This is a genomic window from Anaerostipes sp. AF04-45, from assembly GCF_003461725.1.
Classification (GTDB): Bacteria; Bacillota; Clostridia; order Lachnospirales; family Lachnospiraceae; genus Anaerostipes; species Anaerostipes caccae.
Genome location: NZ_QTXQ01000003.1, coordinates 96,706 through 115,585, shown reverse-complemented (window position 1 = coordinate 115,585; position 18,880 = coordinate 96,706). Strand labels below are relative to the sequence as shown.

The window sequence follows — 18,880 nt, the reverse complement described above, 5'->3', positions numbered from 1 at the left end:
GAATCGATGGGAGGCGATATTGTTTGGATATTATGTCGAAAGACATAGAAGACATTCTATATACAGAGAGTAATAAATTTCATACAGTGAGCCTTCAGAATATAGAATAAATATGTCCGGTATAGATTTTATACACAGGTCGGAGAGACAGGACAGGTAGAACGTCATACGAAGAATCAGATGTATATAGAAGAGAACGGAAGTAAAAGAAATGAAAGATCAAGAAGTTTGATGTTTGAGTCGCAGAGACTCAGAGTTCGGATTGATTGAGAGATTGAAGGGAATACAGAAGTTGTGTATGGCATGTATGAAATAGGGCGGATCGAAGAGAAGCCTCCGATCAATAACAATTAAATAGTCTAAAAGGTGAGTCGCAGAGACTCACCTTTTTTAGTTAAGCGAATATTATAGTAATAATTTCACACTTCATTTTTGGATTCTTGAAAAAGGCCTATAAATAAGATACAATACTTACCAAAGGAGATGAAGATCATGAAAAAACAGGATTGTATATTTTGCAGGATAATCAGCGGAGAGATTCCGTCAACAACCATTTATGAAAATTCAAAATTTAAGGTAATCATGGATATCGCTCCGGCCAACAAGGGGCATGTACTCATATTGCCGAAAGAACACTATGATAATATTTACGATATAGATACGGCCACAGCCGGAGAACTGTTTGAACTTGCAGTTATGACTGCGAGGGCTTTAAAGTCAGTACTTGACTGCGACGGAATGAATATTTTACAGAACAACGGAACAGTAGCTGGTCAGACCGTCTTTCATTTTCATATGCACATCATCCCAAGATACGAGGGCGATACCGTAAATATCGGATGGAAAGAACTGAGCTATGAAGACGGAGAGATGGAACAGCTCAGGGAAGCCATACGGAAGGAAATGTAAGGGCATGTCAAAGATATCCTGGAAACCGGGCAATATGATATATCCCCTGCCGGCGGTGATGGTAAGCTGCGGTGCGGAGGGAGAATCTGACAACATCATTACTGTGGCATGGACGGGTACGATCTGTACAAATCCGCCGATGACCTATATTTCACTGAGACCCCAGAGACATTCCTATCATATAATTGAAAAGAGCGGTGAGTTTGTCATCAACCTGACCACGGCAGAACTTGCCAAAGCGACAGACTTCTGCGGCGTGCGCTCCGGAAGGGAACTGGATAAGTTTAAAGAGACGGGACTCACGGGGGAACACGGTACACTATCCTATGCGCCGTATATCAAGGAGAGTCCTGTGAATATTGAATGCCGGGTAGAAAAGATCACTCCTCTGGGCTCTCATCATATGTTTACGGCCAGAGTTGTAAACATTCTCGCAGATGATACTTATATGGAAGAAAACGGACGGTTTGCCCTCGAAAAGACCAATCCCCTAATCTATTCACACGGAGGATATTTTGAGACGGGCAGACAGATCGGAAGTTTTGGATACTCCGTAAAGAAGAAAAAAAGGAAGAAAAGAAATGACAAGCCAAAAAGGAAATAACTATATTTTAATTGGAATGCCCGGGGCCGGCAAGAGTACCATCGGAGTTCTGCTCGCCAAGGCATTGGGAGCCGAGTTTATTGATACGGATCTGGTGATCCAGCAGAAGACCGGAAAGCTTCTGAGAGATATCATAAGCCAGGAAGGAAACGAAGCATTTAAAAAGATTGAGGAGGAGGTCAACGCATCTGTCGAAGCCGAAAACTCTGTGATCGCACCGGGGGGAAGCGCCATTTACAGCCCGAAAGCGATGGAACATTTTAGAAATATTGGTACAGTCATCTATCTGAAGCTTGATTATGAAACGGTTGCCGAACGCCTTGGCGACCTTGCGGCAAGGGGTGTGGTGCTGGATAACGGGCAGACACTCAGTGACTTATACCGGGAAAGAATACCTCTCTATGAAAAATATGCAGACATCACGGTAGATGCCGATGATTTAAAGATCGGGGAAGCCTTAGAAAAAGTGTTGGAAAACTTAATGTAGTGTGATATACTGATAAATATGCGAGTAAGCGGCATGGAACTTTTGGGCTTATGCAGGCTATGACTGCCTGTCCAGGGGTTGTGTTTAAAAAAAGACACGCTTATTTTTCAGAAGAATGGATAGATTATTGATAGAGAATGAATGATTCGATTGATTGAATAGAGTTTTATATAGAGGTGTATGATGGAACAATATATCATTAAAGGCGGAAACCCACTGGTAGGGGAAGTTGTCATCGGAGGCGCAAAGAATGCTGCACTGCCCATTTTAGCAGCAGCAGTTATGACAGACGGAACGTGTACTATTGAGAATATGCCCGATGTCAGGGATACAAATGTTTTGCTCCAGGCCATGGAAGGCATTGGAGCCACAGTGAATAGATTAGGAAAACATGAAGTAGTTATCAGCGGAAGCGGGATGAATGCGGACTGCGATGTGGATAACGAGTATATCCGGAAGATCAGGGCTTCTTATTATCTGATCGGGGCTCTTCTTGGGAAGTATAAAAGGGCCAGAGTAGCCCTGCCGGGCGGATGTGAGATCGGAAGCCGTCCGATCGACCAGCATATCAAAGGATTTAAGGCGCTGGGAGCCAGGATTGAGATAGAAAACGGCATGATCACAGCGACTGCCGATGAGCTGATTGGCTGCCACATTTATATGGATGTGGTATCTGTGGGTGCGACGATTAACGTCATGATGGCAGCGGCTTTGGCAAAGGGAAATACAACCATTGAAAATGTGGCAAAAGAGCCGCATGTAGTTGACGTAGCCAATTTTCTGAACAGCATGGGAGCCAGCATACGCGGAGCCGGCACTGATGTGATTAAGATCAAAGGCGTAGAAAAGCTTGGAAATTGTGAATACTCCATTATTCCGGACCAGATTGAGGCGGGGACATTCATGACTGCGGCTGTAGCTACGAAAGGTGATATTACGGTTAAAAATGTTATTCCAAAGCATCTGGAAGCCATCAGCGCGAAGCTGGAGGAGATCGGTGCGCAGGTAGACGAGTTTGACGACGCGGTCAGAGTTGTAGCAACAAAAAGGCTCGATTCCACCCAGATCAAAACTCTCCCGTATCCGGGATTTCCGACGGATATGCAGCCTCAGATGGCAGTGTCACTGGCTCTGTCCAACGGAACAAGCATCGTTTCAGAGAGCATTTTTGAAAACCGTTTCCGGTATGTGGATGAACTGACAAAGATGGGTGCCCGTATTCAGGTAGACGGCAGAACAGCCATCATTACCGGAGTCAAATTGTTTACCGGGGCAGATGTCTCAGCACCTGACCTTCGTGCAGGGGCGGCGCTGGTCATTGCAGGCCTTGCGGCCGACGGTTATACTACAGTCAGCGATATCGGATATATCTACCGGGGCTATGAAGGCTTTGAAAAGAAAATTCAGAATCTTGGCGGAGATATTCAGCTGGTGAACAGTGAGAAAGAAATCGCGAGATTTAAGCTGCGTATTGTATAGATATTAAGGGGGAATTGCCGGTGCGACAATACCTGAAGAATGAAGTTTTTAAAATATCCAAGTGGATAGAGTTTTATTTATCTGCGCTGATTGCCATAGCGGTTATCGGCGGCGGGATCTGGATGATCAAAGATCTGATCGCTATTTTATCATCTAATCCGGATTCCGATGCTGTCTATCAGTTTGTACTCAATGCATTTAATCTTGTGATCTGCGTGGAGTTCATTAAGATGCTTTGCAGGCATACTGCGTCGACACTGGTAGAAGTACTGATGTTTGCGATTGCAAGACAGATGATCGCGCAGCATACCAGTCCGGTAGAAAATCTGCTCTGTATTTTTTCAATCGCGGTCCTCTTCATTATAAGAAAGTATTTTCTGGACCGTTTTGAGGACATTGACAAGACAGTATTTCTGCCGAACCAGAAGATTGCCAAAGTAAATGAGCTGGTCCATGTGAACATTCCGGAGGAATACAAAGGAGAGTCCATAGGAGAAGCAGTACTTAAGGGCATTGATTTGGAAAATGAAGAAGTAAAGTGCGGGCATTGTTATTATTTTCCGGGCGGGGCAGTCCGCGTATCTAAAGTTGCCGCAGGGCAGGTGAAGGAAGTGGAAGTCATCCGCAGCAGGAATGTAAATATCATGCCGAATTTATGATTTTAGATTGAAGCAGGTCCGATCAGTTCGGGCCTTTTTCGATATATATAGTTGCTGTACAGCAGAGCGAAAGGAGCACATAATGGAAAAAATATTATTTACATCAGAATCCGTGACTGAAGGACATCCGGACAAAGTCTGTGACCAGATTTCAGATGCTATTTTAGATGAACTGTTAAAACAAGACCCGATGAGCAGGGTAGCATGTGAAACTTGTACCACAACAGGACTCGTTATGGTCATGGGCGAGATCACAACCAATGCCTATGTGGATATCCAGAAAATCGTAAGGCAGACTTTGACGGATATCGGATATACGAGAGCCAAATATGGATTTGACGCGAGCACCTGCGGTGTCATTACGGCCATTGATGAGCAGTCCAAAGATATTGCCCTTGGTGTGGACAAGGCCCTGGAGGCAAAGGAATCTGATATGTCTGATGAGGAACTGGATGCGATTGGCGCAGGTGACCAGGGCATGATGTTTGGCTATGCCACAAATGAGACGGAGGAGTATATGCCGTATCCGATTTCTCTTGCTCATAAGCTGTCCAAGAGACTTACGCAGGTGCGTAAGGATGGGGTTCTTCCTTATCTGAGACCGGACGGCAAGACGCAGGTCAGCGTGGAATATGATGAAAACGGAAAGCCTTTCCGTCTGGAAGCTGTAGTCCTGTCTGCACAGCACGATCCGGAAGTGGATCAGGAGCAGATTCACGAAGATGTGAAGAGAGAGATCTTTGATAAGGTTCTGCCGAAAGAAATGGTGGATGATCAAACGAAATTTTTCATCAATCCCACAGGACGTTTTGTCATCGGGGGACCGCAGGGTGATGCGGGACTCACGGGAAGAAAAATTATTGTGGATACCTACGGCGGATATGCACGGCACGGCGGCGGAGCTTTTTCGGGCAAGGACTGTACCAAGGTAGACCGTTCGGCTGCATACGCTGCGCGTTATGTGGCAAAGAATATCGTAGCTTCCGGACTGGCTGATAAATGTGAGATTCAGCTGTCCTACGCGATTGGTGTTGCACATCCGACATCCATCAATGTGGATACGTTCGGCACCGGGAAAATATCCAGCGAAGACCTTGTGGAACTGATCAGGAAAAACTTTGATTTAAGACCGGCAGGAATCATCAGGATGCTGGATCTGAGAAGACCGATCTACCGTCAGACATCAAATTATGGTCATTTCGGAAGAAATGATCTGGATCTGCCGTGGGAACGCCTGGACAAAGCCGATATGCTGAGAGAACAGGCCAGATAAGAGGATACAATAATGTCATACGACCTTGTGTTTAAAAACGGAACCATCGTAGATGTAAAGGCAAAGACAAGTTACAGGGCAGATCTGGCTGTGTCAGGGGGAGTGATCGCGGAGATTGGCAGACTTGACGGAGAAAGAGAAGTGGACTGCAGCGGAAAGGTGCTCTGTCCGGGATTCATCGATGCCCATGTCCATATTGAGTCCAGCATGGCATCACCGGCCGCGTTTGCAGAGGCAGTGCTGCCCCACGGGACTACGACAGTAATCGCTGATCCCCATGAGATGGTCAATGTCAGGGGAAATGAAGCTATGAAATATCTTCTGGATGTATCAGAGGATCTGCCGGTTTCCGTCTATGTGATGCTGCCGTCTTCCATTCCTTCCACACCATTTGAAACTAATGGGGCGGATTTCACGTCTAAAGATATGGAGGCGTGGATCGAACATCCGAGAGTGCTCGGCCTAGGTGAGGTTATGTGTTATCCGGATGTTCTTGCAGGAAGAAAGGATATTATGGATAAGATCGCTCTCTGCAGGGGAAAAGTGATCGACGGTCATGCTCCCGGACTCTCGGGAACCGATTTGCATCGATATATACAGGCAGGGGTTATGACGGACCATGAGTGTACCTCCTTTGAAGAGGCAGAAGAAAAGCGGAGAGCCGGAATGAAAATTCTCATCCGGGAAGGAAGTGCGGCAAGAAATGTGGAGGCAATCGTTTCAGGAATCGTGAAGAAAGGCCTGGACACGGAAGGATTTCTTTTCTGTACAGATGATAAACATCTGGATACGATCGAGCACGAAGGTCATATCAGCTATAATATAAAGAAAAGCATCCGGCTGGGACTTAAGCCGGAGGAAGCAGTGGCCATGGGCACTTGGAATACGGCGCAGACATATGGTCTTGCCGGCGTCGGATGCCTGGAAAAGGGATTTGATGCAGATATCGCAGTCTTAGATTCTTTGGAGAATATGAAAGTGCTCGAAGTGTACAAAAAGGGTATCCCGTCCGGGCATCTGCTGAAAGACAGGGCGGAACATGAATCGGATTACAGGGGAATGATGCACACAGTGAATCTGAAACCGTTCACTGAGGAACAGCTGAAACTGCACACAAAAGGAAAAGTGCCGGTAATCGGACTGGTGCCCGGACAGATTACGACAAGGTACCTAAAAGAAGAGGTGGCTGCTGAGAACGGTCTTTTTTGTCCCGATTCCACATATTCAAAGCTGTGTGTGTTTGAGCGGCACAGAGGTACAGGGAATATTAAGGCAGCTCCGCTGAAGGGATATGGGATCACTAATGGAGCAGTTGCCACATCGGTTGCCCATGACTCACACAATATTATTGCAGCAGGAGATAATGACAGAGACATTATGAAAGCTGTGGAGATGATACAAGAGATGCAGGGAGGCTATGCTCTGGTGCAGGATGGAAAAGATGTGGGGAGACTTCCCCTTCCGATTGCCGGACTCATGAGTACGCAGCCTGCAAAGGAGATACAGAGGCGTTTGGATGCCATGGTACAGAGAGCCAGGGAAATGGGAGTATCAGAGGACTGTGATCCTTTCACAACATTGTCATTTATGGCGCTCCCGGTGATACCGGAACTGCGCCTGACAGATAAAGGATTGGTGGATGTAAAAAACTTTCAGATGATAAAGGAAAAAGGTGAGTAGAATGAGCAGAAGAAGGAAAACAAGAAGGAAATGGAACAAAGCCGGTATTGCCGGATGGATTCTTTTACTGGCTGTAGTCATAGCCGGGGGTATCTGGTTTGTCCGTTCCGGAAAGACAAAATACACAAGTGTAAATGACGGGATCGGAGAGATGACTGCAAAGGCCAACGAAGGCGTCATGGACAAAGGAACAGGGGATGAATTAAAGGATTCACTTTATGTGCCGAGAAAAATTGATAAGACGAAGAAGCTGATCGCATTTTCTTTTGATGACGGTCCGGCCAGAGAGAATACGGACAGAATCGTCAAGGCTTTAGATAAAAATGACGCGAGAGCAACATTTTTTATGCTGGGACAGAATGCCAACCTGTATCCGGAATTGGTAAAGGAAGTCATGGATTCAGGAAATGAAGTGGCAGGACATTCATGGAATCATCCTCAGCTCACAAAAATCGGGGCTTCCGGAGTCCAGCTGCAGATGCAGAAGATGAACGCTGCCATCTCCAAGGTGACAGGAGCAGATGTGGGACAGCTTAGACCTCCTTACGGTGCCATCAATGACACAGTAAAAGCCAATGTTGATGCGCCTCTGATTTTATGGAGCATCGATACACTGGATTGGAAGACACTGAATACAAATGCCACGGTCAATACGATTTTAAAGCAGGCTAAGGACGGAGATATCGTATTGATGCATGATATCCATAAACCTTCGGTGGCGGCAGTGGAAAAGGTTCTTCCTCAGCTGAAAGCAAAAGGATTTGAAGTGTGCACGGTATCTGAACTGCTGGAAGCCAAGGGTATAAAGGTAGGCAAGGGCGATGTGGTCATAAGTGCAAACCAGATCAACAGGTATAAAAAATAGGTTACATAGGATCAGTGATTCACTCACCCGGGTGAGTGATTGACTGCAGAACTATTGCTTGAGCAGCAGAAAATTTTTATAATAGACCTATCACAAAAGACAGGTGTAGGTTGTAAGAATAAGGCAGGACCGTCTTTATGGTTTTGCCTTTTTCATTGATCCGAAATAAAAAAAGGAGGCAAATGTATGAAAAAAGCAGTAATTTCAGTGGGCCACAGTATTTTGAAAAACGGTATGTGCACTTCAGCCAGCGGTGTTGTGAATGAATACCAGTATAACAAGGCGCTTGCCCCTCTTTTAAAGGTGTACCTGGAGAAGAACGGGTGGAAAGCAGATGTTGTTGTATGTCCCGAAAAGAAATTTGCATCTAAGGAAGAGGAAAAATCATATAAACTACCTCTCATCAATCAGGGCGTCTATGATCTGGCTTTGGAACTGCATTTAAATGCCAGCGACGGAACAGGACATGGCGCGGAAGTGTACTACAAGACGGAGACAGGAAAAGCGTATGCACAGAGAGTTCAGAAAAAGCTGGCCGGTGTATTCAGGGACAGGGGAGCGAAAAAAGAGGATCATCTGTATTTTCTAAATGGAACAAAACCGGCGGCTATTCTTGTGGAAAGTTTTTTCTGCGATAATAAGGGTGACTGTGAATTGGGAAAAGATATGAAAAAGGTAGCAAAATTGATAGCAGACGGAATTGCAGGAAAATAGTCTGTGAGGCAGTTCTCTTTTTCGTGCACAGATTGAGAGGAATATTTTTTCATATGGCTGTATTCTTTTGTTGTAGGAGGGAGTTTAGAGATGGAATGGATGAAGCGGCTGAATCAGGCCGTATCGTATATTGAGGAACATCTGACAGAGGAAATCGATTATGAGGAACTTGCAAAGATTGCATGCTGTTCCACTTATCATTTTCAGAGAATGTTTTCTTATATTGCAGATGTGACGCTGTCGGAATATATCCGCCGCAGACGAATGTCTATGGCAGCGGCTGAGCTGAGCACCGGAAAGGAAAAGATCGTGGATATAGCACTTAAATATGGCTATGATTCACCGACCGCATTTAACCGGGCATTTCAAAGTGTTCATCACACAGCGCCTTCGGCGGCGAGAAAAAACGGTATCATATTGAAATCCTATCCTCCCATCAGTTTTCAGATCACAATAAAAGGAGATGCAGAGATGAATTACAGAATTGAGACAAAAGAGAGCTTCCGTATTATAGGGCCGTCTGCGCCGATGCACAAAGATGTGGAAAAAAACTTTCAGATGGTACCCGGACTGTGGACAAAAGCTGCCGCAGACGGATCTGTCCAGAAACTGGTTTCTAAGATTGGAAAAGAACCTCAGGGCATTTTGGGAGTCAGTGCATGTGACGATAAGTCAGAGCAGTGGAAATATCTCATCGCAGTTTCAAGCGATGATCCCGCAGAAGAAGGCTGGGATGAATATATGGTTCCGGCTGCCACCTGGGCAATCTTTGAAGGAGAAGGTACCATGCCGGAATCGATTCAGCAGCTGGAAAAGAGGATCGGGACGGAATGGCTGCCGAACTCAGGATATGAGTTTGGGGAAGCGCCGGACATTGAGGTATACTTGAATGCGGACCCTGAAAATGCAAAATATGAAGTTTGGGTTCCGGTAAAGAAGAAAAGTGAATAAACGGTAAATCAAAGATCCGGCAGCTGTAATAACTGCCGGATCTGCATTTTTACAGATCATCCACTAAGGCACTGCTTTTTGCATACGCAGTGCTTTTTGCCTCGAAAAAATCTGTTTTAATCATGTTGGCATTAGAGAACTGGCTGACCCAGGACATGGATTCCGGTTCAGTTTCACTGCCTGGATAGATGGGTTCAAAACCGAGATTTTGGCACCTCAGATTTCCAAGATAACGGATATATTCCTCCACCATTTCTTTTTTGAGACCCTGGATCTCATCGCCGATCACATAATGACCCCAGCGGATTTCCTGCTCACAGCCCTTTTTAATCATCCGGCGGTAGTCATTGATACAGTCAGGATGGAACAGGGAGGGTTCTTCCTTCTTTAATTCCAGCAGAATATTTTTGAACAGCCACAAATGTGTATTTTCATCCCTGTTGATATACCGGATTTCCTGTACAGAACCAGGCATACGGTGATTTCTTCCAAGATTATAAAAAAACATAAAACCGCTGTAAAAGTAAATGCCTTCTAAGATGTAGTTGGCAACGAGTGTTTTTACGAATGTTTCTGTATTTTTATTAGTCTGAAAATCATTATAAAGGTCTCCGATGAATTGATTTCTCTCCAGCAGATGAGGGTCATTCTTCCACTGATACAGGATATCGTTTCTTTCCTGGGGCTCACAGATCGTATCCAGCATATAGCTGTAACTCTGACTGTGGACTGCCTCCTGGAATGCCTGGATCGACAGGCACAGATTGACTTCATTGGCTGTGATATATTCACTGATATTTGGAAGGTTTGCCGTCTGAATGCTGTCCAGGAAGATAAGAAAAGAAAGGATCTTATCATATGCCCGGCGTTCAGGCTCGGAAAGCTGCTTATAATCTTTGATGTCCGTCCCCAGATTGATCTCTTCAGGTATCCAGAAATTATTCATAGCCTGGCGGTACCAGCCGCTGACCCAGGGGTATTTCATATTGTTAAAATCATTCAGGTTCGTTGTATTTCCGTTGATCATCCTGCGCTTTCGGACATCCGTGTCACCGTAAGGATTAAATAAAGGTTTTTTTGTAAGTTCTGTCATCGTTTCTCTCTCTTTCTGTATTATGAAGAACAAACTTCGCAGTCTTCAACTTCAAGACTTTTGGACCGCGTGTAATAAATTGTTTTGACTCCCTGTTCCCATGCCAGAATATAGAGGTCCAGGACTTTTCGGAACGTGTATTCATTGGTGATATACAGATTCATGCTCTGTGCCTGGTCGATGTGTCTCTGACGGACACCGCATGCTTTCACAGACCAGGTCTGGTCAATATAGTGGGCATTTTTATAGTACCAGAATGTCTCCATGGACAGTTCAGGGGCAACTCTTGGGATCAGGCCGTATTTTTTTTCTTCAAGAAAGTAGCGGTTCATGACAGGGTCCAGACCTGCCGTGGTGCCGGCGATGATGCTTGTACTGCTGGTAGGTGCCGCGGCAAGCAGATAGCCGTTGCGCAGGCCGTGTTTTTTGACCCGGTCTTCAAGTGCTTTCCAGCGTCCTTTCGTGAGATCCCGCTTTCTGAAATAATCCCCGGTCTGCCAGTCACTGCCTGGGAAATACGGATAAGATCCTTTTTCTTCGGAAATTTTTGAGCTGGCTGCCAGTGCGGCATAATGGATATCGGAAAATACTTTTTCAGCAAATTTTAAATGTTCTTCGCTCTCCCATTGTATTTTATGCTTTGCCAGCATGTGGTGATATCCGCTGACCCCGAGTCCCACGGGGCGGTATCTTTTGCTGTTGATCTCGGCATAAGGTACGGGAAAAAAGTTCAGGTCGATCACATTGTCCAGGGCTCTTACCGCACTCTCTGTGACGTAGGACAGCTGTTCATAATCAGTGACACACAGATTCCCGAGGGAGAGGCTTGCAAGATTGCAGACGACAAAGTCTCCCGGTTTTGTGACAGTGACAACGACTTCTTCACCGCTGATCATTTCAATTTTCTGTTCTGTCTGCCCTGAGGCACTCATGTTCTGGGCGATCTCGGTACAGAGGTTGCTGCAGTAGATGATTCCTTTATGCCGGTTGGGATTTGCGCGGTTGACATGATCCCGGTTGAACGTAAAAGGCGTTCCAGTCTCTGCTGCACTTTTGATGATCATCCGTACAATATCTTTGATAGGGATCACACGCTTACTGATTCTTTCATCAAGGACACAGTCCAGATATTTTTCGGTCCACTCTGTTCCATAGCAGTCCTCCAGTGCATAGCCTTTGACTGTGAGTATCTCATGGGGGCACATCAGGTACCAGTTGCCTTCAATATTGTCTCTTGCCTGTTCCCAGAAATAGTCGGGATAGCAGACGGCAGGGAACACATCGTGGGCTTTCATCCGCTCATCTCCGTTGTTTGTCCGGAGACTAAGAAATTCGGGAAGGTCTCTGTGCCAGACGTCCAGGTAAACGGCCACGGCACCCTGCCGCATTCCAAGCTGGTCTACGGCCACAGCCGTATCATTTGCGAGCCGTATCCAGCGGATTACACCTCCTGCGGCTCCCTCAAATCCACGGATTGAACTTCCGCTGGCCCTGACTTTTCCAAAGTAAAGGCCCATGCCTCCTCCGAATTTGCTGACCTTGGCAAAGCTGTCGATACTCCGGTAGATTCCGTCCAGGCTGTCCGGAACCGTGTCGATGAAACAGGAAGAGAGCTGATGATAAGGTTTCCTGGCATTAGAAAGAGTCGGAGTGGCCATAGTGACCTGGAGGAGGCTTAACATATCATAAAATCGTTTGACCCATTGATTTCTGTCTTCTGTTTCCTTCATTGCCAGATGCATGGCGATGCCCATGAACATCTCCTGGGGAGTCTCCAGAGGATTCCCCTGCCGGTCCCGGATTACATACCGGCTGAGCAGAAGCTCCAGACCGGAATAATGAAACAGGCTGTTTCGTTCCGGCCGGATCCAGGATGAGAATAAATGAATCTCATCTTCAGCGTAATTTTTCAGGATATAATCTCCATATAAATTCTGCTGACTCAAAAAGACAATTTTTTCATAGAAATTCCGGATCTGATATTCTTCTAAGTTGTTTTTAACCACAGATTCGAACTCCAGGATTTTGAGTCTTGCGGCAATATTCTCCCATTTGGGAGCCTCCTGGGAAGTGAGTTCGGCGGCTGCTTTAACAAGCAGAAGGAGTTTTTCATGATCCTCCATACCTTCCTTTAGAAAACTCTGAAACTTCTCATTCAGGATGTTTAAGCTATATTCCTCCTGTAGAAATTCATTCTGTATGGATTTGAGCAGGTCTCCGATCGGAAATTTCTCTGTCCGGAATGACTCAAGTATTGCCTGCCGTACGACGACAGCGTATTCGGAACCCTGTGCTGTTGTTATGTTTTTCATAAAAATGTTCACCTTTCAACTATATGTAGGATGCTAAAAATTATATTAGCACAATATATTGATCTTGACAACGTATATCAAGAATAAAACTGATCCAAAAAGACACGGAAATCTATTCCTCCTGGGAAATTTCACAGGAATTGTGCAGCTTCATTGTTTGATAGCCCCTCTCCCTAAAGCCTTTGTATATATTGATTACATTTTCAAGGTCTGTTAGGATGAATTTGTTGAAAATAACAACACAGTAAAGACCATAAAATTCCGTCTGATGTGTTGTGCTCAATACCCAGGCGCCGGGCTTTGAGTCCAGTTGACAAAGAAAGGATGAAAAATTATGATGCAGAAAATTCAAAAATTCGGCGGGGCGATGTTTACACCGGTTCTCTTGTTCGCTTTCGCGGGAATTGTCATAGGGATCGGAACCCTGTTTACCACAGAGACTATTATGGGCAGTCTTGCCGCTCCGTCCAGCATGTGGTACAAATGCTGGAATGTGCTCTTACAGGGCGGCTGGACCGTATTTAACCAGCTCCCTCTCCTGTTTGTTGTCGGACTTCCGATTGGCATGGCGAAAAAACAGAATGCCCGGTGCTGTATGGAAGCTTTGGTTCTATATCTCACATTCCATTATTTCCTCAGCACGATCCTTTCCCAGTGGGGAGGAGTCTTCGGAGTTGACTTTGCACAGGAAGTCGGCGGTACAAGCGGTCTCACGATGATCGCAAATATAAAAACCCTGGATATGGGCATGATGGGAGCACTCGCTATTGCGGGAATCGTCATTTACTTACATAACCGTTTCTTTGACACGGAACTTCCGGAATGGCTGGGCACGTTCAGCGGCTCTACTTTCGTATTCATGGTCGGATTTTTTGTGATGATTCCTGTGGCAGTCCTCGCAGCATTATTATGGCCGAAAATCCAGCTTGGTATGTTTGCATTCCAGGGATTTGTCAAAGGAGCGGGAGCTCTCGGAATATGGGTTTTCGTCTTTTTAGAGAGAGCCCTGATTCCTTTTGGCCTGCACCATATCTTATATTCACCTTTTTATTACGACAATGTGGTGGTACCAGGCGGACTTTATGCCTACTGGGCAACCAAGCTTCCTGAGATCGCAGCATCCAGTGCGTCTTTAAAATCGCTGGTTCCTATGGCAGGATTCACATCTACAGGGTTTTCCAAGATCTTCGGATGTCCGGGAATCGCACTTGCTTTCTACTCAACTGCGAAGAAAGAGAAGAAAAAGAAGATCTTAGGTCTGCTGATTCCGATTACTCTGACCGCGATATTCTGCGGTGTGACAGAGCCGATCGAGTTCACCTTCCTGTTTGTGGCGCCTGTACTCTTTGTAGTACACGCACTGCTGGCGGCAACCTTATCGACTACGATGTATTTGGCAGGAATCGTAGGAATTCACTCCGGAGGAGCGATCGAAATGGCTTCTTTAAATTGGATACCGCTGATGGGAAATCACTGGAAACAGTATCTGCTCCTGCTGGTCATCGGTCTTGCATTTACCGGAATTTATTTTGTGGTATTTAAATTCCTGATCCAGAAATTTGACTTTAAGACACCGGGACGGGAAGATGATGATGAGATTAAATTTGGTTCCAAGGAAGAATTCAGAGAGAAGAAAGGTTCTAAGCAGGACCAGAAAATCGAGTTTGCGCAGCTGATTCTCGAAGGACTGGGAGGAAAGGACAACATTGAAGATGTGACCAACTGTGCCACCAGGCTCAGGGTCAACGTAAAGGATGAGACTCTTTGTAAAGATGACCCGTATTTTAAATCCATAGGAGCCCATGGCTGCTCTGTGAATGGAAAATCATTTCAGGTTATTATCGGCCTGAAAGTAGCAGGCGTCCGGGATGATTTTGAAAGTTTACTGTAATATATTGAGTTAAGAAAGCAGGGATGAAGATGATGAATGTAAAAAGCAGCAGATTAGACAGGTATTACAATATCGCCAAGGTCCTCCTTTGCCTGACGCCGTTTGTGTGTCTTGCATACCTTTCCATGGGGGCGGCCAGAGTGGGAGGCTCAGTCTCAGCCGCGATCGGGGAAGACCCGAAGCTTGCGGTGATGTTCCTGGTGTCTATGATCAATCCGTTTATCGCATACCTCATGACGTTTATGCAGAAGAAATTACACATGGATGCTGCCTATGCAGCTGTCAATCTCACCCTGCTCATTGCAGCTGAAATCATGCTTCAGAATGTATGGTATATCCTGCTCCTTGGATTTATATTGTATAAGACTTTACGGGAGTATGGACTGACCATCAGGGAAAGTTTTAGGAAGGAATGGAGAGAAAACTTTCTGAGTATCATCTCGGGGAGCCTTGTAGTTATAGGACTTTGCTCTGTTTGTCTCTTCGCCACCATAAGAATTGCCCTGCACTGAACAGGAAAAGCCGCAGAACTTCTCTAATCTGCGGCTTGCCTTTATTATGATGAAATATCTGTTTACATATCTCCAATAGAGAAATTCACCAGACGAAAGTAGTCTTTTACATTCTGAATCTTCAGGCCAAGGTATAAACGTCCCCCATTCTCTCGGTGCTCTTGATACAAATTCTTTTGAACACTGCAGCTGTTTCTGATATCCACAGACTTCCCGCCTTCAGACAAAAGATTCACAGGGCCGCTGCACCGGTCTGCAAGGTATAAAAATTCTTCCAGATTGAAAATATAAAGTTTTATCATTGTATCTGTCCTCCTTCCATAAGATCAAAGTTTTTAGGAGAGACAGAATCAGGGCCCTGTTTCTGTTCTGCTTATCTGTTAATATAATAATAACGAAAAAATATAGATAAAAATATAAGATTACTGCTGTTTTATATCAGGATTCTGCCATTTGCAGCGGTATTCCCTGGGCGTGCACCCCATGACTTCCCGAAAAGTTTTTCCAAAGTAGCTGCTGCTTCCGAGGCCGCAGGACTGGCCGATATAAGAAACAGACAGACTGGGATCAGAGAGCATGATACAGGCTTGCCGGATTCGGAAGTTTTTTACGTATTCTGAAGGAGTTATGCCAAGGCTCTGCCGAAATATACGGAAACATTCCCGCTCACTGATATAGGCGGCAAGTGCGATCCGGGGCACAGTAAGCTTCTCAGAATAATGATCCTGGATATATTCCATCATTGACTTTATCTTTTGGTCCGAACCGCTTTGCGGTTTCTTTTGGCCTAAAAGAGGCCGGGATAAAGAGAGCATAAGACACCAGAGTTTAGAGAGAGCCGACCGGAGCAGTATTTCATATCCAAATTCGTGGGGAGATAAGAAAAAGGAATCCCGGAGCAGCTTAAGAAGCCTCTTTTCTTTTGGAGTCCGGGGATAAAAGCTGAGTATTTCCGCCTGCGGGGAACCGGTGAACGGAAGAATATACTTTTGATCCAGCAGGCTGCCGTGTTGTCCGCTGATCAGTGAGGAATCAAAGATATGATCCAGCTGGATCGTATCTTTTTTTGGATCCAAAGACTTTGTGGAATGCAGAATATTGGAGTTGACCATGCCGCCGGAACCTTCCGGGAAGACTATTTTTCCGCCTGGAGTGTCATACTCCAGAGTTCCTTTTTCAATGTAAAATAATTCGATCTCTTTATGCCAATGCCACGGTATCTGTCCGCCGATGCAAAGGCCAAACTCTACATAGGAACAGGTATATGGAAAATCCGGACCAAAATCGGGGAACAGTTCTTCTTTGGAATTGTTTTTATACTGGATTCCATGCACATGATTCATAGGTTCACCGCCTTTCTCTATTCCTATATTAATACAGCTTTCTAAAGAACGCAAATCTCTGAAAAACAAGGAAATATCCCGTTTTCAGAGGCTGTGAAAATTCACAGCTTTTGTTCTGTGTCACGGAACCAATGACCACTCCCTAAACCCTGAAAATCTATTGTCACCGGATGCTTTTGGGGTGTACTATTTGGTCAGCGAAGAAAACAACAAAGCAAATAGCTAGGAGGATGTTGATTATGGCAAAGAAAAAATATGCAGTTACAGTGGCAGGCGGGGGCAGCACATTTACACCGGGAATCGCGCTGATGCTCTTAGAGCACATGGACCGCTTCCCGATCAGAAAGATTATGTTTTACGACAATGACGCCGAGAGACAGGAAGTAGTGGCAAAGGCATGTGAGATTTATCTGAAAGAGCACGCGCCGGAAATCGAATTCGGATATACGACAGATCCGGAAACTGCGTTTACAGATATTGATTTTGTCCTGGCACATATCCGTGTAGGAAAATATGCGATGAGAGAATTAGATGAGAAGATTCCGTTAAAATATGGAGTGCTCGGACAGGAAACATGCGGACCGGGAGGAATTGCCTACGGAATGCGTTCCATCGGCGGCGTTATCGAAATTTTAGATTACATGGAACAGTATTCTCCGAATGCCTGGATGCTGAACTACTCCAATCCGGCTGCCATCGTTGCGGAGGCGACCAGAAGGCTGCGTCCCGACTCAAAGATCCTGAACATCTGCGACATGCCGATTGACCTGGAAGAGAAAATGGCAGATATGTGCGGGCTGTCTTCCAGAAAAGAAATGCAGGTCGGATATTATGGGCTGAATCATTTCGGATGGTGGCATAAAATTTATGACAATAACGGAAATGATTTGATGCCGCAGATTAAAGAGCATATGAAAGCAAACGGTTTTGCAGATGCACTGTCCGATACAAACCAGCATGTGGATGAAAGCTGGGTACATACTTTCCAAAAGGCAAGAGATGTCTACGCAGTCGATCCGGAAACGATCCCGAATACCTACTTAAAATATTATCTTTTCCCTGATTATGTAGTAGAGACATCTGATCCGGATTATACAAGGGCCAATGAAGTCATGGACGGACGGGAGAAATTTGTGTTTGGAGAATGCAGGCGGATTGTAGAAAACGGCACAAGCAAAGGATGTGCGTTTGAGGCGGATGCGCATGCAACTTATATCGTTGACCTTGCCTGTGCCATCGCTGAGAATACACAGGAAAGATTCCTTCTGATCGTTCCGAATGAAGGGGCAGTGGAAAACTTTGACCGCACAGCCATGGTTGAGATTCCGTGTATCGTGGGCTGCAACGGTTATGAAAAGATCTGCCAGGGAGCGATTCCTCAGTTCCAGAAAGGATTGATGGAACAGCAGGTGAGTGTAGAAAAACTGACAGTGGAAGCGTGGATCGAGGGAAGCTATCAGAAATTGTGGCAGGCGCTTACTCTTTCAAAGACAGTTCCGAGTGCAAGAGTTGCAAAACTGATCTTGGATGATCTGATTGAAGCAAACAAAGACTTCTGGCCGGAACTGAGATAAGTCAAATGGGAGGTATGGGATGTTCGGATTTTTAAAGGGAAAAAGTAAAAAAGAGAAAATATTTTATTCCATGGTAACCGGAAAGAGTATTGACCTTTCTGAGGTAGACGATGAAATGTTTGCAGGAAGGGTTCTGGGTGACGGAATCGCTGTCTGGCCGGAGGAGGATGTGTTTTCAGCTCCCTGCACCGGTACAGTGACTACGGTGACGGATACAAAGCATGCTATCGGACTTGAGAACGGTGACGGTGTTCAGGTGCTCATTCATATCGGACTGGACACGGTAAAACTTGATGGAAAGGGCTTTGAAACTTATGTGGAGCCGGGGCAGAAGGTAAAAGCCGGTGATCCCCTTGTAAAGGTGGACCGTCAGATGCTCAGGGAAGAAAAAATTCCGGATGTCTCCATGCTGGTTTTCATAGAACCAAACGGACATAAGCTGACTAAATTTTATACAGGACAGACAGTGGAAGCGGGAACAAGTCCTCTGGTGGAATACGAGTAGGAAATTTCTCCATTATCGAAAGGCAGGTA

The 18,880-nt window shown here is 45.5% G+C and carries 18 protein-coding genes; 14 read left to right on the top strand and 4 right to left on the bottom strand.

All coding sequences use genetic code 11. The features are described 5' to 3' along the window. Positions 1-492: 492 nt before the first annotated feature. From DWV34_RS05675 to DWV34_RS05630, 10 genes are all read left to right on the top strand, one after another. Entirely contained in the window at positions 493-909 is a 417-nt protein-coding gene (locus DWV34_RS05675) for an HIT family protein (RefSeq protein WP_009290019.1), read from the top strand. 4 nt (positions 910-913) lie between these two features. Continuing rightward, the gene (locus tag DWV34_RS05670) at positions 914-1,513 is read left to right on the top strand and encodes a flavin reductase family protein (RefSeq protein WP_118475640.1); all 600 of its coding nucleotides are present in this window, start codon (positions 914-916) and stop codon (positions 1,511-1,513) included. Next, positions 1,491-2,000: a shikimate kinase gene (locus DWV34_RS05665; RefSeq protein WP_006568388.1), complete on the top strand. Its 510-nt coding sequence runs from the start codon at positions 1,491-1,493 to the stop codon at positions 1,998-2,000. Before DWV34_RS05670 ends, DWV34_RS05665 begins: the two co-directional genes overlap by 23 nt. A 183-nt stretch (positions 2,001-2,183) precedes the next feature. Continuing rightward, entirely contained in the window at positions 2,184-3,479 is a 1,296-nt protein-coding gene (locus tag DWV34_RS05660) for a UDP-N-acetylglucosamine 1-carboxyvinyltransferase (RefSeq protein ID WP_009290017.1), read from the top strand. Between the two features lie 20 nt (positions 3,480-3,499). Continuing rightward, positions 3,500-4,138 carry a hypothetical protein gene (locus DWV34_RS05655; RefSeq protein ID WP_006568390.1) on the top strand — a complete coding sequence of 213 codons (639 nt, stop codon included), beginning with the start codon at positions 3,500-3,502 and terminating at the stop codon, positions 4,136-4,138. A gap of 82 nt (positions 4,139-4,220) precedes the next feature. Then, on the top strand, positions 4,221-5,411 hold the full coding sequence (gene metK, locus DWV34_RS05650; protein ID WP_009290016.1) for a methionine adenosyltransferase: 1,191 nt from the start codon (positions 4,221-4,223) through the stop codon (positions 5,409-5,411). Between the two features lie 12 nt (positions 5,412-5,423). Beyond that, complete coding sequence (gene ade / locus DWV34_RS05645; RefSeq protein WP_118475637.1) at positions 5,424-7,091, top strand: adenine deaminase; 1,668 nt, start codon at positions 5,424-5,426, stop codon at positions 7,089-7,091. A gap of 1 nt (position 7,092) precedes the next feature. Further along, positions 7,093-7,956, top strand: coding sequence for a polysaccharide deacetylase family protein (locus DWV34_RS05640; RefSeq protein WP_006568393.1), 864 nt, complete (start codon positions 7,093-7,095; stop codon positions 7,954-7,956). Positions 7,957-8,142: 186 nt separating this feature from the next. Continuing rightward, entirely contained in the window at positions 8,143-8,670 is a 528-nt protein-coding gene (locus DWV34_RS05635) for an N-acetylmuramoyl-L-alanine amidase (RefSeq protein WP_009290013.1), read from the top strand. Positions 8,671-8,760: 90 nt separating this feature from the next. Continuing rightward, positions 8,761-9,621, top strand: coding sequence for an AraC family transcriptional regulator (locus DWV34_RS05630; protein ID WP_009290012.1), 861 nt, complete (start codon positions 8,761-8,763; stop codon positions 9,619-9,621). Positions 9,622-9,670: 49 nt separating this feature from the next. Here DWV34_RS05630 and DWV34_RS05625 read toward each other — a convergent pair whose 3' ends face one another. Together DWV34_RS05625 and DWV34_RS05620 are read right to left on the bottom strand one after the other, a co-directional pair. Beyond that, complete coding sequence (locus tag DWV34_RS05625; protein ID WP_009290011.1) at positions 9,671-10,714, bottom strand: ribonucleotide-diphosphate reductase subunit beta; 1,044 nt, start codon at positions 10,712-10,714, stop codon at positions 9,671-9,673. A 20-nt stretch (positions 10,715-10,734) separates the two neighbouring features. Next, positions 10,735-13,026, bottom strand: coding sequence for a ribonucleoside-diphosphate reductase subunit alpha (locus DWV34_RS05620; RefSeq protein ID WP_118475635.1), 2,292 nt, complete (start codon positions 13,024-13,026; stop codon positions 10,735-10,737). A gap of 334 nt (positions 13,027-13,360) precedes the next feature. On the opposite strand from DWV34_RS05620, the gene DWV34_RS05610 reads away from it, so the two are divergent. Both DWV34_RS05610 and DWV34_RS05605 read left to right on the top strand, forming a co-directional pair. Beyond that, on the top strand, positions 13,361-14,917 hold the full coding sequence (locus DWV34_RS05610) for an alpha-glucoside-specific PTS transporter subunit IIBC (RefSeq protein ID WP_009290008.1): 1,557 nt from the start codon (positions 13,361-13,363) through the stop codon (positions 14,915-14,917). A gap of 29 nt (positions 14,918-14,946) precedes the next feature. Next, positions 14,947-15,429: a hypothetical protein gene (locus tag DWV34_RS05605; protein ID WP_009290007.1), complete on the top strand. Its 483-nt coding sequence runs from the start codon at positions 14,947-14,949 to the stop codon at positions 15,427-15,429. A gap of 62 nt (positions 15,430-15,491) precedes the next feature. Here DWV34_RS05605 and DWV34_RS05600 read toward each other — a convergent pair whose 3' ends face one another. Beyond that, a complete protein-coding gene (locus tag DWV34_RS05600) occupies positions 15,492-15,731 on the bottom strand; it encodes a hypothetical protein (protein ID WP_009290006.1) in 240 nt (79 codons plus the stop codon). Positions 15,732-15,851: 120 nt separating this feature from the next. Further along, on the bottom strand, positions 15,852-16,772 hold the full coding sequence (locus DWV34_RS05595) for an AraC family transcriptional regulator (protein WP_009290005.1): 921 nt from the start codon (positions 16,770-16,772) through the stop codon (positions 15,852-15,854). 239 nt (positions 16,773-17,011) lie between these two features. Between DWV34_RS05595 and DWV34_RS05590 the strand changes: the two genes are divergently transcribed. Beyond that, positions 17,012-18,346, top strand: a complete 1,335-nt coding sequence (locus DWV34_RS05590) for a 6-phospho-alpha-glucosidase (RefSeq protein WP_009290004.1) — start codon at positions 17,012-17,014, stop codon at positions 18,344-18,346. Positions 18,347-18,365: 19 nt separating this feature from the next. After that, the gene (locus tag DWV34_RS05585; RefSeq protein WP_118475633.1) at positions 18,366-18,851 is read left to right on the top strand and encodes a PTS sugar transporter subunit IIA; all 486 of its coding nucleotides are present in this window, start codon (positions 18,366-18,368) and stop codon (positions 18,849-18,851) included. Positions 18,852-18,880: the final 29 nt, after the last annotated feature.

Coding starts and splice junctions, on each gene's coding strand:
- DWV34_RS05675 (WP_009290019.1), top strand. CDS start 493: ATGAAAAAACAGGATTGTATATTTTGCAGGATAATCAGCGGAGAGATT.
- DWV34_RS05670 (WP_118475640.1), top strand. CDS start 914: ATGTCAAAGATATCCTGGAAACCGGGCAATATGATATATCCCCTGCCG.
- DWV34_RS05665 (WP_006568388.1), top strand. CDS start 1,491: ATGACAAGCCAAAAAGGAAATAACTATATTTTAATTGGAATGCCCGGG.
- DWV34_RS05660 (WP_009290017.1), top strand. CDS start 2,184: ATGGAACAATATATCATTAAAGGCGGAAACCCACTGGTAGGGGAAGTT.
- metK (WP_009290016.1), top strand. CDS start 4,221: ATGGAAAAAATATTATTTACATCAGAATCCGTGACTGAAGGACATCCG.
- ade (WP_118475637.1), top strand. CDS start 5,424: ATGTCATACGACCTTGTGTTTAAAAACGGAACCATCGTAGATGTAAAG.
- DWV34_RS05640 (WP_006568393.1), top strand. CDS start 7,093: ATGAGCAGAAGAAGGAAAACAAGAAGGAAATGGAACAAAGCCGGTATT.
- DWV34_RS05635 (WP_009290013.1), top strand. CDS start 8,143: ATGAAAAAAGCAGTAATTTCAGTGGGCCACAGTATTTTGAAAAACGGT.
- DWV34_RS05630 (WP_009290012.1), top strand. CDS start 8,761: ATGGAATGGATGAAGCGGCTGAATCAGGCCGTATCGTATATTGAGGAA.
- DWV34_RS05625 (WP_009290011.1), bottom strand. CDS start 10,714: ATGACAGAACTTACAAAAAAACCTTTATTTAATCCTTACGGTGACACG.
- DWV34_RS05620 (WP_118475635.1), bottom strand. CDS start 13,026: ATGAAAAACATAACAACAGCACAGGGTTCCGAATACGCTGTCGTCGTA.
- DWV34_RS05610 (WP_009290008.1), top strand. CDS start 13,361: ATGATGCAGAAAATTCAAAAATTCGGCGGGGCGATGTTTACACCGGTT.
- DWV34_RS05605 (WP_009290007.1), top strand. CDS start 14,947: ATGATGAATGTAAAAAGCAGCAGATTAGACAGGTATTACAATATCGCC.
- DWV34_RS05600 (WP_009290006.1), bottom strand. CDS start 15,731: ATGATAAAACTTTATATTTTCAATCTGGAAGAATTTTTATACCTTGCA.
- DWV34_RS05595 (WP_009290005.1), bottom strand. CDS start 16,772: ATGAATCATGTGCATGGAATCCAGTATAAAAACAATTCCAAAGAAGAA.
- DWV34_RS05590 (WP_009290004.1), top strand. CDS start 17,012: ATGGCAAAGAAAAAATATGCAGTTACAGTGGCAGGCGGGGGCAGCACA.
- DWV34_RS05585 (WP_118475633.1), top strand. CDS start 18,366: ATGTTCGGATTTTTAAAGGGAAAAAGTAAAAAAGAGAAAATATTTTAT.